Below are 16,464 nucleotides of genomic sequence, written 5' to 3' on the forward strand. Positions count from 1 at the left end.
AGGAGACAGCGTCTTTTGCAAACTTTGCGCGCGTCCAAATGTGGTTTATCAACCGCACAATTACCTTCTTCCATTTTAGATGTGATTGATGCCTTAACTAAGGCAGGCTATGAAGCTTATATCGTGGGTGGCGGTGTCCGCGACCTAATGTTGGGTCATGCACCTAAAGATTTTGATGCCGTAACTAATGCGACACCAGCTCAGGTGAAAGAAGTCTTCGGGCGACGTTGCCGAATTATTGGTCGTCGTTTTGAGCTGGCGCATGTCTACTCAGGACGTGAACTGATCGAAGTTGCGACCTTCCGTGCGCCGCCTAAAAAAGCCGTGACTTCTGCTGCGGGCATGATTTTACGTGATAATAATTGGGGTACGATTGAGCAAGACTTTGCACGCCGTGACTTCTCGATCAATGCGATGTATTACCAACCACGCAAAGGCGAAGTGCTAGATTTTTGTCATGCAGTAGATGACATAAAACATAAAACGTTGCGTTTATTGGGTGATCCACAACTCCGTTTTGAAGAAGATCCTGTGCGGATGCTTCGGACTTTACGTTTTGCAGCCAAATTAAACTTTAATATTGATGAAAAAATTCTGGATGTCTTTACCCCAGAACTTACTCAATTGCTGCGTGATGTGTCTCCACATCGGTTATACGACGAGTCACAAAAACTCTTTACTATGGGGCATCTCAATCGCGTCTTACCGATGCTGATCGATTTTGGTATTTGGTATCAATTATTTGCAGATATCAAACCAGTCGTAACCCCATTTATTGAGTTGGCTGCAAAAAATACCGATCAACGTATTTCGATTGGGAAAACCATTAACCCTGCATTTTTCTATGCCGTGTTATTGTGGATTCCGTTCCAAGAACGTTGTACGTTCTATCTGAATAAAGGTGTGGTTCCTGCTGAAGCACGTGCTCAAGCAGGCTTAGATGTATTGAAACGTCAGGCTACACGAACCATTATTCCACGCTTTGCCGAAACATTTATTCGTGAAGTTTGGGAAATGCAAACCCGTTTGCTGAATCCAAAACCACAGCAAATTGAAGCACTTTCAGGTCATGCACGTTTCCGTGCAGGCTTTGACTTTCTGCTGCTGCGTGAAAAATCGGGCGATATAAGCACGCAAGGTATGGGCCAGTGGTGGGATGCTTATCAGCAGATGAGCACTGACGAAAAAGAACGGGCAATTAGCCAATACAATCGTCAACGTGCCAAGAGTCGTCGTAAAGCGGCGCATGAAGATGTGGAAACGAAAACTTCTGCACATCAGCAAGTTGAAATTGAACCACTTGTGAATGAACCAGAAAGCAGAAGTCGCCGTCAACGTAAGCCTAAATCACATGCCAATAGTCTAGAGACAGTGTCAATCGTTGCAGCGTCAGCCAGTGGTGAAATTGGTGCAGATCATCCGATTTTAAAACGTAAACGTGTGAAACGAGATTTGACTCAGGTTATTTTTGGGCCAACACAATGACGCTGACATATATTGGTTTAGGCAGTAATTTAGGTGATTCTCTACAGATCCTTAGTGAAGCGGTGCATAAACTTGCAACACTCGGAACAGTGAAAGTCTCAAAACTGTATCAAAGCCCACCAATGGGGCCACAAGATCAGCCGAATTATTTAAATGCAGCGGTTGCATTAGAAACTGATCTAGCACCTTTGGCTTTGTTGGATGAATTACAACGCTTTGAACAAGAGTCGGGGCGTGTACGCCTACGCCATTGGGGCGAGCGTACACTGGATTTAGATTTACTGATTTACGGTGAACAGCACATTCAAAATGAACGTTTAACGGTGCCTCATGTTGGTGTTTTAGAACGTGATTTTGTGTTGAAACCTTTATTGGATTTAGATGAGAATCTACAGATTAAAGGACAACCATTAAAAGATTTACCTATTTTGAATAATCCAAATTTAACTGTATTGGATGCAGGAAACTGGGCCCATCTTTAATTTTTGTATGACCACTTGAGAAAGCCGTCATCTGAGGAATATTGAAATGATTAGTCTAAGTGACTTGAAAAAATTTAAAGCGGAAGGCCGCAAATTCTCCTGCTTGACTTGCTATGATGCGAGCATGGCAAAAGCAATGGAAGTTGCTGAAGTCGATAGTATTCTGATTGGTGATTCATTGGGGATGACCATTCAAGGTAATGACTCAACCTTACCTGTCACTGTTGAAGATATGGCATATCACACTGCGGCAGTGCGTCGTGGCAATAAGCATGCGTTTATTCTGACAGATTTGCCATTTATGACCTATGCCACTTTGAATGATGCTTTGGTGAATTCAAAGATCGTGATGCAAGCAGGCGCACAGATGGTCAAATTGGAAGGTGGCGCATGGTTGTCAGAAACAGTTGAAGTATTGACCCGTAATGGTATTCCAGTGTGTGTGCATTTAGGGTTAACTCCGCAATCGGTTCATGTGTTTGGCGGTTATAAAGTGCAAGCACGTACACGCGAAACCGCGGATCAACTCATTGCAGATTGTAAAGCTGTGGTTGATGCAGGTGCAGCAATTTTACTTTTGGAATGTGTTCCTGCCCAAGTGGGTAAAGAAATTAGTGAATTATTCCCAAATACACCTGTGATTGGGATCGGTGCCGGTGCAGAAACGGATGCTCAAGTCTTGGTTCAACAAGATATGTTGGGACTGACGTTTAGTCACGTGGCGAAATTTGTTCGCAACTTTATGAAAGAGCAAGCAGGGGAAACGGCAATTGTGGATGCGTTTAAGGCGTATCATGCTGCCGTATTAGATGGTAGCTTCCCTGCCAAAGAACATACATTCCAAATTGAGCTGTAAGACATGAAAACTGAAACAACGATTCAAGGTTTAAGTGCATCGCTAAATCCAGCACGTGCTGCGCGTAAAATCATTGGTTTTGTACCAACGATGGGGAACTTGCATGAAGGTCACCTCAATTTAGTTCGTGAAGCACGCAAACTGTGTGATGTCGTGGTGGTGAGTATTTTCGTTAACCCAATTCAGTTTGGTCCAAATGAAGACTTTGACAACTATCCACGTACTTTGGAACAAGATCAGCACTTATTGGCTGAAGTGGGTTGTGACATCGTGTTTGCACCGACTGTTGAACAAATGTATGGCAACAAACCGCGCTTAACCAATATTAGCGTGGGCGGCATTACCAATGATTTGTGTGGCGAACAGCGTCCGGGTCATTTTGACGGTGTTGCTGTTGTTGTGACAAAACTCTTTAATATTGTTCAACCGAATTTTGCATTCTTTGGGCAAAAAGATTACCAGCAACTTGCAGTGATTCGTCAGTTTGTACGTGACTTAAATATTCCACTAGAAGTGATTGGTGTGCCGATTACTCGTGCTGAAGATGGTTTGGCATTGAGCTCACGTAATGGTTATTTAAGTGCGGAAAATCGTGCGATTGCACCAACGATTTACCAAAGCTTGAAAACGGCTGAGGCAGAATTACATGCTGGAACTCAACTTGCAGATGTGTTAGCGAATATTAAAGCAACATTGACAGCAGCGGGTTTTGTTGTGGACTATGTTGAAGCACGTACACCTGAATTACAGAAAATTGAAGAATTTGATCAAGACGTGGTGTTGTTTATTGCGGCTAAATTAGGCGCAACACGTCTTATTGATAATATGCAGGTTAAATATACTGCAGTTTAAAACGGCTATGGGGTAGCAAGCGATGAAGCGCATTTTAATTGTTACAGGACAATCTGGATCTGGAAAGTCATCTGCATTACAGATACTTGAGGATTTAGGCTATTACTGTATCGATAATTTGCCATTGGCCTTACTCCCCGAAATTGTTGAAAAACTTGATTCAGAAAATAATCTTGAACAATTGGCACTGGGTGTGGATGTCCGCAGTACACGTGCAGATTTACAAGAGTTCGATTTGGTTTTTCAACAGCTACAACGCCATGGCTCAGTCGATATTATTTATTTGACCACGCGTGATCAGGAATTGATTGCGCGATTCAGTTCATCTCGACGTCCCCATCCGTTGGCAAGTCGTTTCAAAAGTTTAAATGAGTGCATACAGGAAGAAAAATCTTTACTGTTGCCGATTCAATTACGCTCGACAGTACATATTGATACTACAGATAAGAGTGTACATGATTTAAAACATACCTTGCTGTCTAAACTTGGACAGGCAGATAATTTAATTTTGATCTTACAGTCTTTTGGCTATAAGCATGGTATTCCACTCGATGCAGATTATGTTTTTGACGTCCGTCATTTGCCCAATCCGCACTGGGATATGGAATTACGTAAGTATTCAGGATTAGATGAGCCAGTTCGTCAATTTTTACAGCAAAGTGAACAAACCAATGAAATGTTCCAAGATATTTATAATTTCTTGGATAAATGGCTGCCGGCATTTGCCGAAGGGCATCGTCATTACATGACGGTGTCGATCGGTTGTACAGGTGGGCAACACCGTTCGGTATATATCGTAGATAGACTAAAAAAAGCACTTGAGGCAAAATGGTCTATTCAGGTTCTACATAGAGAAATGAAGCACTGGTCATGATCGACACAACTGTTGACGTAATTAATAAACTGGGTTTACATGCGCGTGCATCTGGCAAGCTAATCGAAGTCACGACCAAATTTCGCTCGTCGATTCAAATTGGTAAGGGTGGAAAATTAGTAGATGCCAAAAATATTATGTCTTTGCTGATGCTTGGCGCAGGCAAGGGCACAACTTTACGCTTAGTGATTGAAGGTGCAGATGAAGAAAAAGCTTTATCTGAAATTCAAGCACTGTTTGCAGCAAAATTTTACGAGGCAGATTAAACGTGGCACGTCGACCGAACCGCTATACCGAAGAAGACTTTGAATCCTTAGAAGGACGTGCAAGTAAAACTGAGCAAAAGAAAGCTGTACAACGTATGGCTGCTTTGGGCGAGGAACTTGCAAAACTGAATCCTAAACAGATTAAAAATCTTCCTGTTGAAGAGCGTCTGATCGAAGCACTACTAGATGCACAAACAATTACTTCACATGAAGCACGACGCCGTCAGTTTCAACGTGTAGGTAAATTGCTGCGTAATGAAGATGAAACCATGATTTTATCTTACTTAACCCCGCAGCAAGGTGCGAAAAAAACAGCGCAGCTTCAACGCTGGACTGAACGTATGATTGCCCAAGGTGATCCCGTCATTAAAGAGTTCATGAAAGCACATAATGCTGCTGAACATCATCCTATTCGTCAGCATATTTTGCGTATTCAACGTGATATAGCAAAAAATGTAAGCGAAGAAGAACTGACTGCGTCAAAGTTGAAATTGTTTAACTACATTCAACAAGTGGCTTTATTATCTGATAACTAATGCATGATTAGATAGCCAAGTACTTAGATAGCTCAATGATCAGAGAATTCAACATGATCTGATCATTGAAGCAAAACGTGAAGTTATAGACTTCACATCAAAAAAGCGACCTGATTAGGTCGCTTTTTTTGCTTAAATGATTGAAAAAATCATGCTTGGCTTTTGAGTTTTAACATTAACCAAATTCACCAACAGCGCGCTCTTTAGCCCATTCACGGAGAACGAACTTCTGAAGTTTACCTGTCGAGGTTTTTGGAATTTCGGTAATCACTACATCTTTAGGTACTTTGAAACGTGCAAGGTGCTGCTTACAGAATTCGATCAGTTCTTCAGGCGTTGCTTCTTTACCTGCTTTTAATTCAATAAAGGCACAAGGCACTTCTTGCCAACGAGGGTCAGGTTTTGCAACCACTGCAGCTGTCAGTACAGCAGGGTGTTGATATAGAATTTCTTCTACTTCGAGCGATGAAATGTTTTCACCCCCTGAAATGATCACATCTTTAGAGCGGTCAGTAATTTTGGCATAACCGTCAGGTTGGCAGACTGCTAAGTCGCCGGTATGGAACCAGCCACCGGCAAAGGCTTCAGCCGTTGCTTCTGGGTTTTTCAAATAACCTTTCATTACGATGTTGCCACGGAACATGATTTCACCCATGGTCTGGCCATCATGCGGAACAGGTAACATGGTCTCAGGATCAATGACTTTCATGCCATCTTGAAGCGGGTATGGCACACCTTGGCGAGAATGCAACTGTGCTTGTTCTTGAATGGAAAGATCAGACCAACCAGCTTGCGATGCGCAAAGTGCCGATGGACCATATGTTTCAGTCAAACCATAAACATGTGTGACATTGATACCAATATTACGCATCCCTTCAATAATCGCTGCAGGAGGCGCTGCACCAGCAACCATCACTTCAACGCGATGGTCAAATTGTGCTTTTTTCTCTTCAGGCGTATTGATCATCATTGAAAGTACGATTGGCGCACCGCAGAAATAATCTACTTTGTGTTCTGCAATCAATTTGAAAATCAGTTCAGGGTCGATTTTACGTAGACAAATATTGGTTCCACCATTGGCTGCCATTGTCCAAGCAAAGCACCAGCCATTACAGTGGAATAGAGGAAGCGTCCACAGATACGTTGCACGTGGCGTCATGCCGCAAGCAATGATGTTACTCGCTGCATTGATATATGCGCCGCGGTGATGATACACCACGCCTTTTGGATTCCCTGTGGTACCCGAGGTATAGCTTAAACTAATCGCATCCCATTCATCTTGAGGTAAGTGCCACTCAAAGTTGGCATCGCCTTGCGCCAACCAGTCTTCAAATTCAATTTGTCCAATCGGTTGTGCTGTGCCTTCAAATTCAGCATCTGCAACATCAATGACATAAATGTCTTGATCGATCAAAGCTAAAGCTTCGGTGGCAACCTGAGTGAATTCAGGGTCAACCAACAGGACTTTGGTTTCAGCATGTTCCAGCATGAAGGCAATAGTTTTTGCATCAAGGCGTGTATTTAGCGTATTCAATACTGCACCCGCCATCGGTACGGCAAAGTGTGCTTCAACCATAGCCGGAACATTCGGTAATAACACAGACACGGTGTCGTTTTTGCCAATGCCTAATTGTTGCAACTGATGTGCAAATTGACGACAGCGGTTATACGTTTGGCGCCATGAAATATGACGATTGCCGTGGATAATGGCATCCTGATCAGGATAAATATAGGCTGCACGCTCTAAATAACGTAGAGGCGAAAGTGCCACAAAATTTGCCGGGGTCCGTGGCAATTCATCGTATGCGCTAACCATCGTGGTACTCCAAGTCCATGTCTATTTGTTTTAAATCTGACTTAACAATAATTCAGTCCGCAGCTTCTCTGCATTTATGCTTTAGTCGAGTATTTACACTAAATTTTTAAGTGATTGAAATTTAACATAATAAAAACAATAAGGTGACGAAAATGAACCCTGTGGTTCTCAAAATTGATTTTTTAGCATAAATAATTTAGTTGAAAAATATACAGGGTTTGTTGGTTTTTTATACTAATTTGGCAGATATTTCCGTGTGTGATCCTCTTTGTTGATTCGGTTTGAATGATGCTTAACGAATAATCTAGAGCGTCCTTAAAAGTCTGTCAGGGCTTTCAAACGAATGGTTTTATCTCTTTGATTTATGGATTATTTGCTGTTTTATAACAATAAACTTAAATTTGAGTAGATGCTGAACTTCGTATAATCTAAGTAAAAAATCAAGATGGCTTGTGCATCAACATTGCAAAAGCGGAAATCAAAAATAAAACAATACGGCTGAATACAATAAAAAGTATGGCGATAAGGATGAATATGACAATTCAACACGACATTGCATGGGAAAATTGGTCAGGTGCTCAGAAGTCGATCCCGAAGTCATTTATACAACCGAAAAATCTTGAGCAGTTAATGGAGGTGGTTCAATCCCAACCTAAGATTCGTATGGTTGGCGCAGGGCACTCTTTTAGCCCTTTGGCAAAAACCACAGATACCTTAGTAAGTTTAGATCATCTCAAAGGTATTCTAGATATCGATGCTGAACGCTGCCAAAGTACCGTCCAAGCTGGCACACGATTATTTGATTTGGGCGAGAAGCTCGCGTCTTTTGATCAGGCACTGATCAATCAAGGAGATATTGATCGTCAAAGTTTGGCTGGAGCTATCGCAACAGGGACACATGGCACAGGACTCGAATTGCCGTGTTTATCGGCACTGGTTAAGGGGTTTGAGTTATTAACCGCGCAGGGCGAATTAATACAATGCAGTGCTGAACAGAATAGCGAAATTTTCCAAGCAGGGCGTGTTTCACTCGGGAGTTTAGGCGTGCTGACGCATGTACAGCTGCAAAATCGACCGATGTATAAACTCAAAGAACAAACGCGATTATGTCCGCTGAAAGACGTCATGCAAAATATGCAGCAATGGCAATATGAACATCGACATATTGAGTTCTGGGCATTTAGTCATGCCGATCAGGTTATTTTAAAAACCTTAGATGAGACGGAAGATAACCTTCAACCGCGGAAAGAACAGTGCTTAGATGACGACGTATTACTCAAATTTTGTGCAGAATTGACGCGATTCTTTCCACCACTGAATCCATGGCTACAAAAATTATTAGGTGTTTTTGTCAAACCTTCGATCAACGTAGACTGGTCAAGTCGAATTTTTCCTTCTACTCGAAGTACCAAATTTAATGAGATGGAATACCAGATTCCGCTGCAACACGGGATGAATTGTTTAGAAGAAATTTTGCATACCCTTCGACGACATAAGGTTCCGATGTTTTTTCCGCTAGAATATCGACTTGTACGTGGGGATGATATTTGGCTCAGTCCGTTTTATCAGCAAGATTCGGCCTCAATTTCGGTGCATCAGTTCTATAAGCAAGATTATCAAGTCATCTTTAAGCTCGTGGAGCCGATTTTTTTAAAATATGGCGGGCGTCCGCATTGGGGGAAATTGCATAGCCTAAATGCGCGGCAGCTTCAAAATGTGTACCCCAAGTGGCAAGATTTTTTGAATATTCGACAAGAATTAGATCCTCAGCAAAAGTGGCTCAGTCCCGAGCTACAGCAGTTACTGATTGATTAAGCATCGTGGAAAGTTAAACGTTGAAGACCAATTGAACGATATGAAAAAGGGGATGGCATGGATGCATATTTTCAAAAGTTGAATACGCTGCTAAAGCAAAACGGCACTGGGATGCCGCAGTTAATCGTGGATGTTGACGCATTAAATCACAACTTGGTGATCACTCAGCAGCAGATACCACACAGTCTGCATCCGCGCTTGGTGGTGAAATCATTGGCCTGCATGGCATTGCTTCAACACTGTGCTACACAGCTTCAGACACAGCGTTTCATGCTATTTCATTTTGCACATCTGAAAACACTTTTTGAGTCGATGCCGCAAACCGATGTGTTGTTTGGAAAACCGATGCCGATTCAGGCTTTGAACCATGCAGACAAGGCGTTTTTGCAGGCAACGCAATCGCAAGTGCAATGGCTGATTGATAGTGAACAGCGTTTAGCCCAATACCTCAAATTTGCTGAGCAGCATCAACTGTGTCTACGCATTAATATTGAAATCGATGTGGGTTTACACCGCGGTGGTCTGAAAACGATCGATGAGCTAAAGGCTATTTTGGATGTAATCGTTCAACATCCTCAACATTTAAAATTTTCAGGATTGATGGGCTATGACGCACATGTGGCGAAGATTCCACGACTGATTCAATCTGCTGAACAGACTTATCAACAATCCCAGAAAAGTTATCAACAATTCAAAGCTTATGTACAACAGCACTATCCAACTTTATGTGATGAACACACCTGTTGGAATGGTGGTGGTAGTCCTAGTTTTAGTTTTCATTGTCAGCAGAGTGTCTGTAACGAAGTCTCGTTTGGCTCGATGTTATTAAAACCTGCAGATTTTGAACTGAAAAATTTACACGCTTTCCAAAGTGCCTTGTGGCTCGCCACACCCGTGTTAAAAGTGTTGCCAAGGACAGAATTACCACAGTTAGAATGGCTCAGTCGTTGGGCAAAATCTCAGGCTGTGTTTATTTATGGAGGCTATTGGCGAGGGGACTATGTTTATCCTCAAGGCAGTCAGCCCCATGCATTATATGGTCGAAGTAGTAATCAGGAACTTGTGCAAATTCCGCAGACAAGTAGCATAGACATAGATGATTATATTTTTTTACGCCCTGCGCAAAGTGAAATGATCATCCCTCAATTTGCACAGCTTTGGTTGTATCAATCAGATCAATTGATCGCCTTAGAGACATTCAGAGAATAAAAAAGCGTCATTACGTTCTTTGGTTCAATTGTTTCGCAATTTTTTTTTACGTGCGTAACATCAGTTATGAATGAGAACGTGATTATTATGTTGACAGCATAAAGCGCATTTCGGCTGAAATCTGCTTGAATTATCAGGAGTCTTGTAAAAGGCGGTAGAAAAATCAACTTCCATGGGATTAGAGGTTTATTAAAGTTGGCAGGGCGTGTAAAATTTAGGTCGAATTTTATTTATCCACCGTTTTTATCTTTTGAGGGTCTCCCTCGATCATAATCTCGCGGTGACATGCTCCATTGTACGGGGCATCACTCCTTAAGGATTTTTATATGCCAATTATCACTTTGCCAAATGGCGATCAAAAAGAATTTGATCATGCCGTGTCTGTGATGGAAGTTGCTCAAAGCATCGGTCCTGGTCTAGCAAAAAATACAGTTGCTGGTCGTGTAAACGATCGTTTAGTTGATGCGTCTGATTTAATTACAGAAGATGCTAGCCTACAAATTATCACGCCTAAAGATGAAGATGGTATTCACATCATTCGTCACTCTTGTGCGCACTTGGTGGGTCATGCAGTTAAGCAATTGTTCCCAGAAGCAAAGATGGTCATTGGTCCTGTCATTGAAGAAGGTTTCTACTATGACATCTGGATGCCACGTCCGTTTACTTTAGATGACATGGCAGCAATCGAAGAGCGCATGAAAAAGCTCATCGACCAAGACTATGATGTCATCAAAAAAATGACTCCACGTGATGAAGTGATCAAAGAGTTCACTGCACGTGGCGAAGAATACAAACTGCGTCTGATCGAAGACATGCCTGAAGAAACTGAAATGGGCTTGTACTACCATCAAGACTACTTGGATATGTGCCGTGGTCCGCACGTTCCAAATACTAAATTCTTAAAATCGTTCAAGTTGACTAAAATCTCTGGTGCTTACTGGCGCGGTGATGCGAAAAACGAACAGTTACAACGTATTTACGGTACAGCTTGGGCGGACAAAAAGCAGCTAGCTGCCTACATCAAACGTATTGAAGAAGCTGAAAAACGCGATCACCGTAAAATTGGTAAAGCGTTAGACTTGTTCCATATGCAAGAAGAAGCGCCGGGTATGGTGTTCTGGCATCCAAACGGCTGGACGATTTACCAAGTGCTTGAACAATACATGCGTAAAGTTCAACAAGCCAACGGTTACCAAGAAATCCGTACACCGCAAGTGGTTGATTTCACACTTTGGGAAAAATCAGGTCACGCAGCAAACTATGCTGAAAACATGTTTACGACTCACTCAGAGAACCGTAACTATGCTGTAAAACCAATGAACTGCCCATGTCACGTGCAAGTCTTCAACCAAGGTTTGAAATCTTACCGTGATCTTCCAATTCGTTTGGCTGAGTTTGGTTCATGTCACCGTAACGAACCATCGGGTTCATTACACGGCATTATGCGTGTACGTGGCTTTACACAAGATGATGCGCATATCTTCTGTACCAAAGAACAAATCGGTACTGAAGTTGCAGACTTTATTAAACTGACATTAGATGTTTATAAAGACTTCGGCTTTGAAGAAGTACAAATGAAGTTGTCGACACGTCCAGAAAAACGTGTGGGTGATGACAAACTTTGGGACATGGCAGAAAAATCTTTAGCAGATGCTTTAGATGCTGCAGGCCTAGAGTGGGAACTTCAACCGGGTGAAGGTGCATTCTACGGTCCGAAAATTGAATTCTCATTGAAAGACTGCTTAGGTCGTGTATGGCAGTGCGGTACAATTCAATGTGACTTTAACTTACCAGAACGTCTTGACGCATCTTATGTGACTGAAGATAACGACCGTGATCAGCCTGTAATGTTGCACCGCGCAATACTTGGCAGTTTCGAGCGTTTTATTGGTATACTTATTGAACACTATGCTGGTTTCATGCCACCTTGGTTGTCTCCAATTCAAGCATGTGTGATGAACATTACTGATTCACAAGCTGAAGCATGTGAGTCAGTCGTCGCTAAACTTAAAGAAAGCGGTATCCGCGCGATTTCAGACTTGAGAAATGAGAAAATCGGCTTTAAGATTCGTGAACGTACTTTAGAGCGTATTCCTTACTTATTGGTTCTTGGAGACCGTGAAGTTGAGGAAGGTACTGTAAACGTCCGTACTCGCTCTGGAAAAAATTTGGGTACTATGTCAATTGATGCATTCATCGACTTAGTAAAAGCAGCCGTAGCCGAACGCGGCCGGTACATTGTGGAGTAAAAGCGATTAAACAGCCTGACCGTAATCAACAGGGCGGAAAGTCAAACCGTCCTGCCTTGAATGATGAAATTCGTGCAAAAGAAGTCCGTCTAGTAGACGAAAATGGCGAGCAAAAAGGGATTGTATCTCTTGCTGACGCTTTGCGTGCTGCAGAAGCAGTAGATCTTGACCTTGTTGAGATCGTTGCCAATGCTGAGCCACCAGTCTGCAAAATCATGGATTTCAACAAGCATTTGTTTGATCTAAAACAAAAGCAAAAAGAAGCGAAGAAAAAACAACATCAAGTACAGGTGAAAGAAATCAAGCTACGCCCTGGTACTGATGTTGGTGACTACAACGTTAAACTACGTGCCATTATCAAGTTCCTTGAAGAAGGCAATAAGGTAAAAATCACGCTTCGTTTCCGTGGTCGTGAAATGGCACACCAACAGTTAGGTTTGGCTCAATTGCAAAAAATTGAAGCTGACGTGGTTGACTATGGTGTTGTTGAACAAACACCAAAAATGGAAGGCCGTCAAATGGGTATGCTACTTGGTCCTAAAAAGAAAAAGTAAGTATCCATTAAAAAAGCACTGCATTTGCAGTGCTTTTTTTTGCCTATATTTTGGTTTTTAATCTCAATGATGTTCAAGGGCACAAATAATTTTTGCTGCGTATTGATTGGAAAATAGAGCAAAATTCATGAATGCGAACTTATGTCTGAGAGTATTAAGTAAGTTTCTTTAAGAAAGACAAATTTGATTATATTTTAATTGATATTCAATCGTTGTTTCGATTCAGACGTTTTGAAATGCTTTAATTTAGTTTTAATGTAGGTATAAAGTGAGCAAAGCTTTTTATTGAGCTAACTATGTGAGATCTATTTACATAAAACAGGCCGTGAAATAGGGGTTTTCAGTACCCTCCAATAGATTTTCATCTTGGTAATATTAGGTCGTATATTCCATGTCATAAAAGCAATCAGAACAAAGTACATTTCATATAAATAGATAGTAATACAGAGTAGGATTATTTTTTGCAAGATACGCCAAAATTTAAAAAGAGTAGATGAGCAGCTTGTAAGCCAGACCCACCAAGGATTCATTAAAAACACCTATATGGAGTATTTAGTTTGGAATAAAAAATCAGAACATAAAATTTGCAATCTAGACACTATATTTTTGAGATGGGATGATTTTAATTCTTTTTTATCATGTTACGAATTTAACTATTTTTTTCAAAAAAAAGACCCCGAAGGGTCTTTTTTTTATGAGGGTTTACTCAGCGCTATTTTCTTGGACAGGACTTTCTATCAATGCCTTTTTGCCAATTGGAATTTGGCGTGGCAGTTTTTCTTCAGGAATAATACGCTGTAAGTCCACTGTCAATAAACCATTTTCATATAGGGCTTGTTGCACTTCTATATGTTCATCTAAGCGTAAAGACAGTTTAAATGTACGACGAGCAATGCCTTTATGCAGGAATTCCACAGTTGTATCTTGCGCTTCAGTTGGTTTACCTGAAATGCTTAGCACTTGATTTTCTAAGTTTAGCGAAAGTTCATCTTCTGTAAAACCTGCGGTTGCCACCACAATGCGATAGCTATTTTCAGCCGTTTTTTCAATATTGTATGGCGGGTAATTTGGTGTGTCGCTTTGCATGGCATAATCAAATAAATCGTTGAAACGATCAAAACCAATGCTACGACGGAAAAGTGGGTTAAGATTTAAACTACTCATAATTAGAACTCTCTTTAATAAGCAAAGTTGTAACAATAAGAAATGTTCAGTGATGCTTGGCATCCACTGTTCACTAACAAGATCGTTTGATCCTTGTACATGTATCAATATCGGTCTGTGCTGATTTTTTTCAAGGGATTTTTATAAAAAAATTATATTTTTTGAATTTTTGTACCTTAAGTGATTTTAAAAGCAAAGTGATAATTCACATTTTAACGTTACTTTTCAGAAAAACTGACAAGCTTTCACTGGATTAAACATGTTATACATAAAGCAAAATGAGATTGCCTTACTGAAAATTAAAAAGGAATATAGATGATTGATCTCTACTATTGGGGTACACCCAATGGACATAAAATTACCATCGCTTTAGAAGAAATGGGTTTGGAATACCAAATTTTTCCGATTAATATCTTGGAAAATGATCAATTTCAGCCAGACTTTTTGAGAATTTCTCCGAACAATAAAATCCCTGCAATCGTGGATCAGAATGGCCCACGAGGAGAGTCGATTTCAGTTTTTGAGTCTGGTGCGATTCTGCAATATCTTGGACGTAAAACAGGTTTGTTTTATCCAGAAGATGAGTTTGAGCGCGTTGAAGTTGAACAATGGTTGATGTGGCAAATGGGTGGTTTTGGGCCCATGTTAGGACAAAATCATCATTTTAGTCGTTTTGCACCTGAACGTATTCCGTATGCAACTGAACGTTATGTAAATGAGTCTAAACGCTTATATAAAGTTTTGAACCATCAGTTGATTGGTCAAAAATTTGTGGCTGGAGAGTATTCGATTGCAGATATGGCTATTCTGCCTTGGGCACTGCGTCATGAATGGCAGCAAATTCAGCTGGAAGATTATCCATACGTGAAAGACTATATCGATCGACTGACGGCCCGTCCAGCGGTACAAAAAGCCTTAGCAATACACGTTTAAAAAAAGAGCATGGAAACATGCTCTTTTTTTACGAAATAAATAGAAGCTTTTTCCACCAAGGTCTTTGGTTTTCTTTCAGGGTCTTGAGTGAGAAGGGCTGTACGGCAACAAAGGGGTAAGCGACACCATTTTCGATATAAGGTTTGAACTTGGCACGTAAAAGTGACTGCTCAACCCGCTTATCAATGTGTGTAAGTCCAGAGCTTTTGATTAATTCAGCTTTTTGAACTTCGCCGGTGGCTAAAACATATAGTTTGAAACTGAGGTCACGATTTTGATTGCCCAGATCGTCATTGTTGAAGTTAAAAATAGGTCGCTTTTTCCAAATCATTTGATCTTGTGTAATCAAGTGTTGTTTGGCAATTTCAGAAGGACTTTGTGCATATTAAGCGGTCAAAATTTGTAATAACACGATAAAACTTAAGCAAAGAATTTTTTTCATAAAGTGAGTTAAAATTATTCAATATTTGCGTGGCAGATTAGAAGTCTCATGTATAAAAGTAAAGTGCGGAAAGACTCACCTTAAGATTTTAGATAGGACGGAAGAAAATTCTAACGCTGTGTTAGAATGCGGCGCTGCCGAAAAGAACACGTTGTTGACGGCTTAGTTGGACGATTTTGCGATGAAAGACTTTTTCTTAAATTTTACCCGTATTGTTGAAAATAACCCAAGAATCTATTGGAGTATTATTTTTGGTATTGCAGGCTGTTTAGTGCTATTTGTCGCGGAAATTGTGCATGTGCAAAATATTCTTGCAGATTTACATACCAAGGATCAAAACTTGATGCGGGCTGCGATTGAACCGATTTCTTCACAATATAAATGGTCGAGAATCGTTGTGATTATTGCCGCAGTGCTTTGGTCAAATTTTGAATATTTGAAGTCGAAGAAAAAATTAGGTCTCTAAGCATTCGTTTCGATGTGGTCATTTTTAGTTTTATTCTTCGCGGCATTTGGGGCTGCGACCTTACTTCCTTTACAGTCCGAGGCCGTATTGCTCGGCTTGCTGACTTATGGTCAATACAATCCATGGCTGCTGATTTTGGTGGCCAGTATCGGGAATATTCTCGGTTCTTGTGTGAATTGGTGGCTTGGTTTAAAAGTAGAACATTATAAAAATAAAACATGGTTTCCAGTGTCAGAGCTGAAAATGCAGCAGGCACAGGGTATTTATCACAAATATGGTTATTGGTCTTTGCTACTGAGTTGGCTGCCGATGATTGGAGACCCAATTACTTTAATTGCGGGTTTAATGAAAGAAAACTTCTGGCGATTTGTGTTCATGGTGACCGTGGCGAAAACCGGGCGTTATCTCTGTATTTATCTTATATTTTTAGGTTTCTTCTGAGATAAAACAGGGCATTGAAACATT

Annotated in this window: 17 protein-coding genes; 14 read left to right on the forward strand and 3 right to left on the reverse strand. The window is 41.0% G+C overall.

Annotation, left to right across the window (positions count from 1 at the left end):
• Positions 1 to 15: 15 nt before the first annotated feature.
• The 7 genes from pcnB to yjgA are packed head-to-tail and all read left to right on the forward strand — an operon-like array spanning position 16 to position 5,351.
• Positions 16 to 1,485: a polynucleotide adenylyltransferase PcnB gene (pcnB, locus tag FTU79_RS11615; RefSeq protein WP_180050154.1), complete on the forward strand. Its 1,470-nt coding sequence runs from the start codon at positions 16 to 18 to the stop codon at positions 1,483 to 1,485.
• Positions 1,482 to 1,967 carry a 2-amino-4-hydroxy-6-hydroxymethyldihydropteridine diphosphokinase gene (folK, locus tag FTU79_RS11620; RefSeq protein WP_180050157.1) on the forward strand — a complete coding sequence of 162 codons (486 nt, stop codon included), beginning with the start codon at positions 1,482 to 1,484 and terminating at the stop codon, positions 1,965 to 1,967. The genes pcnB and folK overlap by 4 nt, the downstream gene beginning before the upstream one ends.
• A 46-nt stretch (positions 1,968 to 2,013) precedes the next feature.
• Positions 2,014 to 2,823, forward strand: coding sequence for a 3-methyl-2-oxobutanoate hydroxymethyltransferase (panB, locus tag FTU79_RS11625; protein ID WP_180050160.1), 810 nt, complete (start codon positions 2,014 to 2,016; stop codon positions 2,821 to 2,823).
• A 3-nt stretch (positions 2,824 to 2,826) separates the two neighbouring features.
• Positions 2,827 to 3,675 (forward strand): pantoate--beta-alanine ligase, encoded by an 849-nt coding sequence (panC, locus tag FTU79_RS11630; RefSeq protein ID WP_078192648.1) that lies wholly within the window; start codon positions 2,827 to 2,829, stop codon positions 3,673 to 3,675.
• Positions 3,676 to 3,697: 22 nt separating this feature from the next.
• Positions 3,698 to 4,549: an RNase adapter RapZ gene (gene rapZ, locus FTU79_RS11635; protein ID WP_078189595.1), complete on the forward strand. Its 852-nt coding sequence runs from the start codon at positions 3,698 to 3,700 to the stop codon at positions 4,547 to 4,549.
• Positions 4,546 to 4,815 carry an HPr family phosphocarrier protein gene (locus FTU79_RS11640; RefSeq protein WP_067763492.1) on the forward strand — a complete coding sequence of 90 codons (270 nt, stop codon included), beginning with the start codon at positions 4,546 to 4,548 and terminating at the stop codon, positions 4,813 to 4,815. Before rapZ ends, FTU79_RS11640 begins: the two co-directional genes overlap by 4 nt.
• Before the next feature lie 2 nt (positions 4,816 to 4,817).
• Entirely contained in the window at positions 4,818 to 5,351 is a 534-nt protein-coding gene (gene yjgA, locus FTU79_RS11645; protein ID WP_078189593.1) for a ribosome biogenesis factor YjgA, read from the forward strand.
• A 175-nt stretch (positions 5,352 to 5,526) separates the two neighbouring features.
• On the opposite strand, the gene FTU79_RS11650 is transcribed toward yjgA, so the two are convergent.
• Positions 5,527 to 7,167, reverse strand: coding sequence for an acyl-CoA synthetase (locus FTU79_RS11650; RefSeq protein WP_180050163.1), 1,641 nt, complete (start codon positions 7,165 to 7,167; stop codon positions 5,527 to 5,529).
• 534 nt (positions 7,168 to 7,701) lie between these two features.
• Here FTU79_RS11650 and FTU79_RS11655 point away from each other — a divergent pair.
• From FTU79_RS11655 to infC, 4 genes are all read left to right on the forward strand, one after another.
• Positions 7,702 to 8,982 (forward strand): D-arabinono-1,4-lactone oxidase, encoded by a 1,281-nt coding sequence (locus FTU79_RS11655; protein WP_180050166.1) that lies wholly within the window; start codon positions 7,702 to 7,704, stop codon positions 8,980 to 8,982.
• Positions 8,983 to 9,039: 57 nt separating this feature from the next.
• Complete coding sequence (locus FTU79_RS11660) at positions 9,040 to 10,191, forward strand: alanine racemase (protein WP_180050170.1); 1,152 nt, start codon at positions 9,040 to 9,042, stop codon at positions 10,189 to 10,191.
• A 326-nt stretch (positions 10,192 to 10,517) separates the two neighbouring features.
• The gene (thrS, locus tag FTU79_RS11665) at positions 10,518 to 12,440 is read left to right on the forward strand and encodes a threonine--tRNA ligase (protein WP_180007231.1); all 1,923 of its coding nucleotides are present in this window, start codon (positions 10,518 to 10,520) and stop codon (positions 12,438 to 12,440) included.
• Between the two features lie 5 nt (positions 12,441 to 12,445).
• Positions 12,446 to 12,994, forward strand: a complete 549-nt coding sequence (gene infC, locus FTU79_RS11670) for a translation initiation factor IF-3 (RefSeq protein WP_078192643.1) — start codon at positions 12,446 to 12,448, stop codon at positions 12,992 to 12,994.
• Between the two features lie 702 nt (positions 12,995 to 13,696).
• Here the strand turns inward: infC and FTU79_RS11675 are convergent.
• A complete protein-coding gene (locus tag FTU79_RS11675; protein ID WP_168378471.1) occupies positions 13,697 to 14,158 on the reverse strand; it encodes an Hsp20 family protein in 462 nt (153 codons plus the stop codon).
• A 315-nt stretch (positions 14,159 to 14,473) separates the two neighbouring features.
• On the opposite strand from FTU79_RS11675, the gene FTU79_RS11680 reads away from it, so the two are divergent.
• Complete coding sequence (locus FTU79_RS11680) at positions 14,474 to 15,091, forward strand: glutathione S-transferase N-terminal domain-containing protein (protein WP_168378472.1); 618 nt, start codon at positions 14,474 to 14,476, stop codon at positions 15,089 to 15,091.
• Between the two features lie 28 nt (positions 15,092 to 15,119).
• On the opposite strand, the gene FTU79_RS11685 is transcribed toward FTU79_RS11680, so the two are convergent.
• Positions 15,120 to 15,440 (reverse strand): energy transducer TonB, encoded by a 321-nt coding sequence (locus tag FTU79_RS11685; protein WP_180050173.1) that lies wholly within the window; start codon positions 15,438 to 15,440, stop codon positions 15,120 to 15,122.
• A gap of 274 nt (positions 15,441 to 15,714) precedes the next feature.
• On the opposite strand from FTU79_RS11685, the gene FTU79_RS11690 reads away from it, so the two are divergent.
• Both FTU79_RS11690 and FTU79_RS11695 read left to right on the forward strand, forming a co-directional pair.
• Entirely contained in the window at positions 15,715 to 15,999 is a 285-nt protein-coding gene (locus FTU79_RS11690; RefSeq protein ID WP_078189584.1) for a hypothetical protein, read from the forward strand.
• A 12-nt stretch (positions 16,000 to 16,011) separates the two neighbouring features.
• Complete coding sequence (locus FTU79_RS11695) at positions 16,012 to 16,440, forward strand: YqaA family protein (RefSeq protein WP_180050176.1); 429 nt, start codon at positions 16,012 to 16,014, stop codon at positions 16,438 to 16,440.
• Positions 16,441 to 16,464: the final 24 nt, after the last annotated feature.

The sequence above is a fragment of the Acinetobacter sp. YH12144 genome (assembly GCF_013418345.1).
Taxonomy (GTDB): domain Bacteria; phylum Pseudomonadota; class Gammaproteobacteria; order Pseudomonadales; family Moraxellaceae; genus Acinetobacter; species Acinetobacter amyesii.

Coding starts and splice junctions, on each gene's coding strand:
- FTU79_RS11640 (WP_067763492.1), top strand. CDS start 4,546: ATGATCGACACAACTGTTGACGTAATTAATAAACTGGGTTTACATGCG.
- panB (WP_180050160.1), top strand. CDS start 2,014: ATGATTAGTCTAAGTGACTTGAAAAAATTTAAAGCGGAAGGCCGCAAA.
- FTU79_RS11695 (WP_180050176.1), top strand. CDS start 16,012: ATGTGGTCATTTTTAGTTTTATTCTTCGCGGCATTTGGGGCTGCGACC.
- FTU79_RS11655 (WP_180050166.1), top strand. CDS start 7,702: ATGACAATTCAACACGACATTGCATGGGAAAATTGGTCAGGTGCTCAG.
- panC (WP_078192648.1), top strand. CDS start 2,827: ATGAAAACTGAAACAACGATTCAAGGTTTAAGTGCATCGCTAAATCCA.
- FTU79_RS11660 (WP_180050170.1), top strand. CDS start 9,040: ATGGATGCATATTTTCAAAAGTTGAATACGCTGCTAAAGCAAAACGGC.
- FTU79_RS11680 (WP_168378472.1), top strand. CDS start 14,474: ATGATTGATCTCTACTATTGGGGTACACCCAATGGACATAAAATTACC.
- thrS (WP_180007231.1), top strand. CDS start 10,518: ATGCCAATTATCACTTTGCCAAATGGCGATCAAAAAGAATTTGATCAT.
- FTU79_RS11650 (WP_180050163.1), bottom strand. CDS start 7,167: ATGGTTAGCGCATACGATGAATTGCCACGGACCCCGGCAAATTTTGTG.
- rapZ (WP_078189595.1), top strand. CDS start 3,698: ATGAAGCGCATTTTAATTGTTACAGGACAATCTGGATCTGGAAAGTCA.
- FTU79_RS11690 (WP_078189584.1), top strand. CDS start 15,715: ATGAAAGACTTTTTCTTAAATTTTACCCGTATTGTTGAAAATAACCCA.
- FTU79_RS11675 (WP_168378471.1), bottom strand. CDS start 14,158: ATGAGTAGTTTAAATCTTAACCCACTTTTCCGTCGTAGCATTGGTTTT.
- folK (WP_180050157.1), top strand. CDS start 1,482: ATGACGCTGACATATATTGGTTTAGGCAGTAATTTAGGTGATTCTCTA.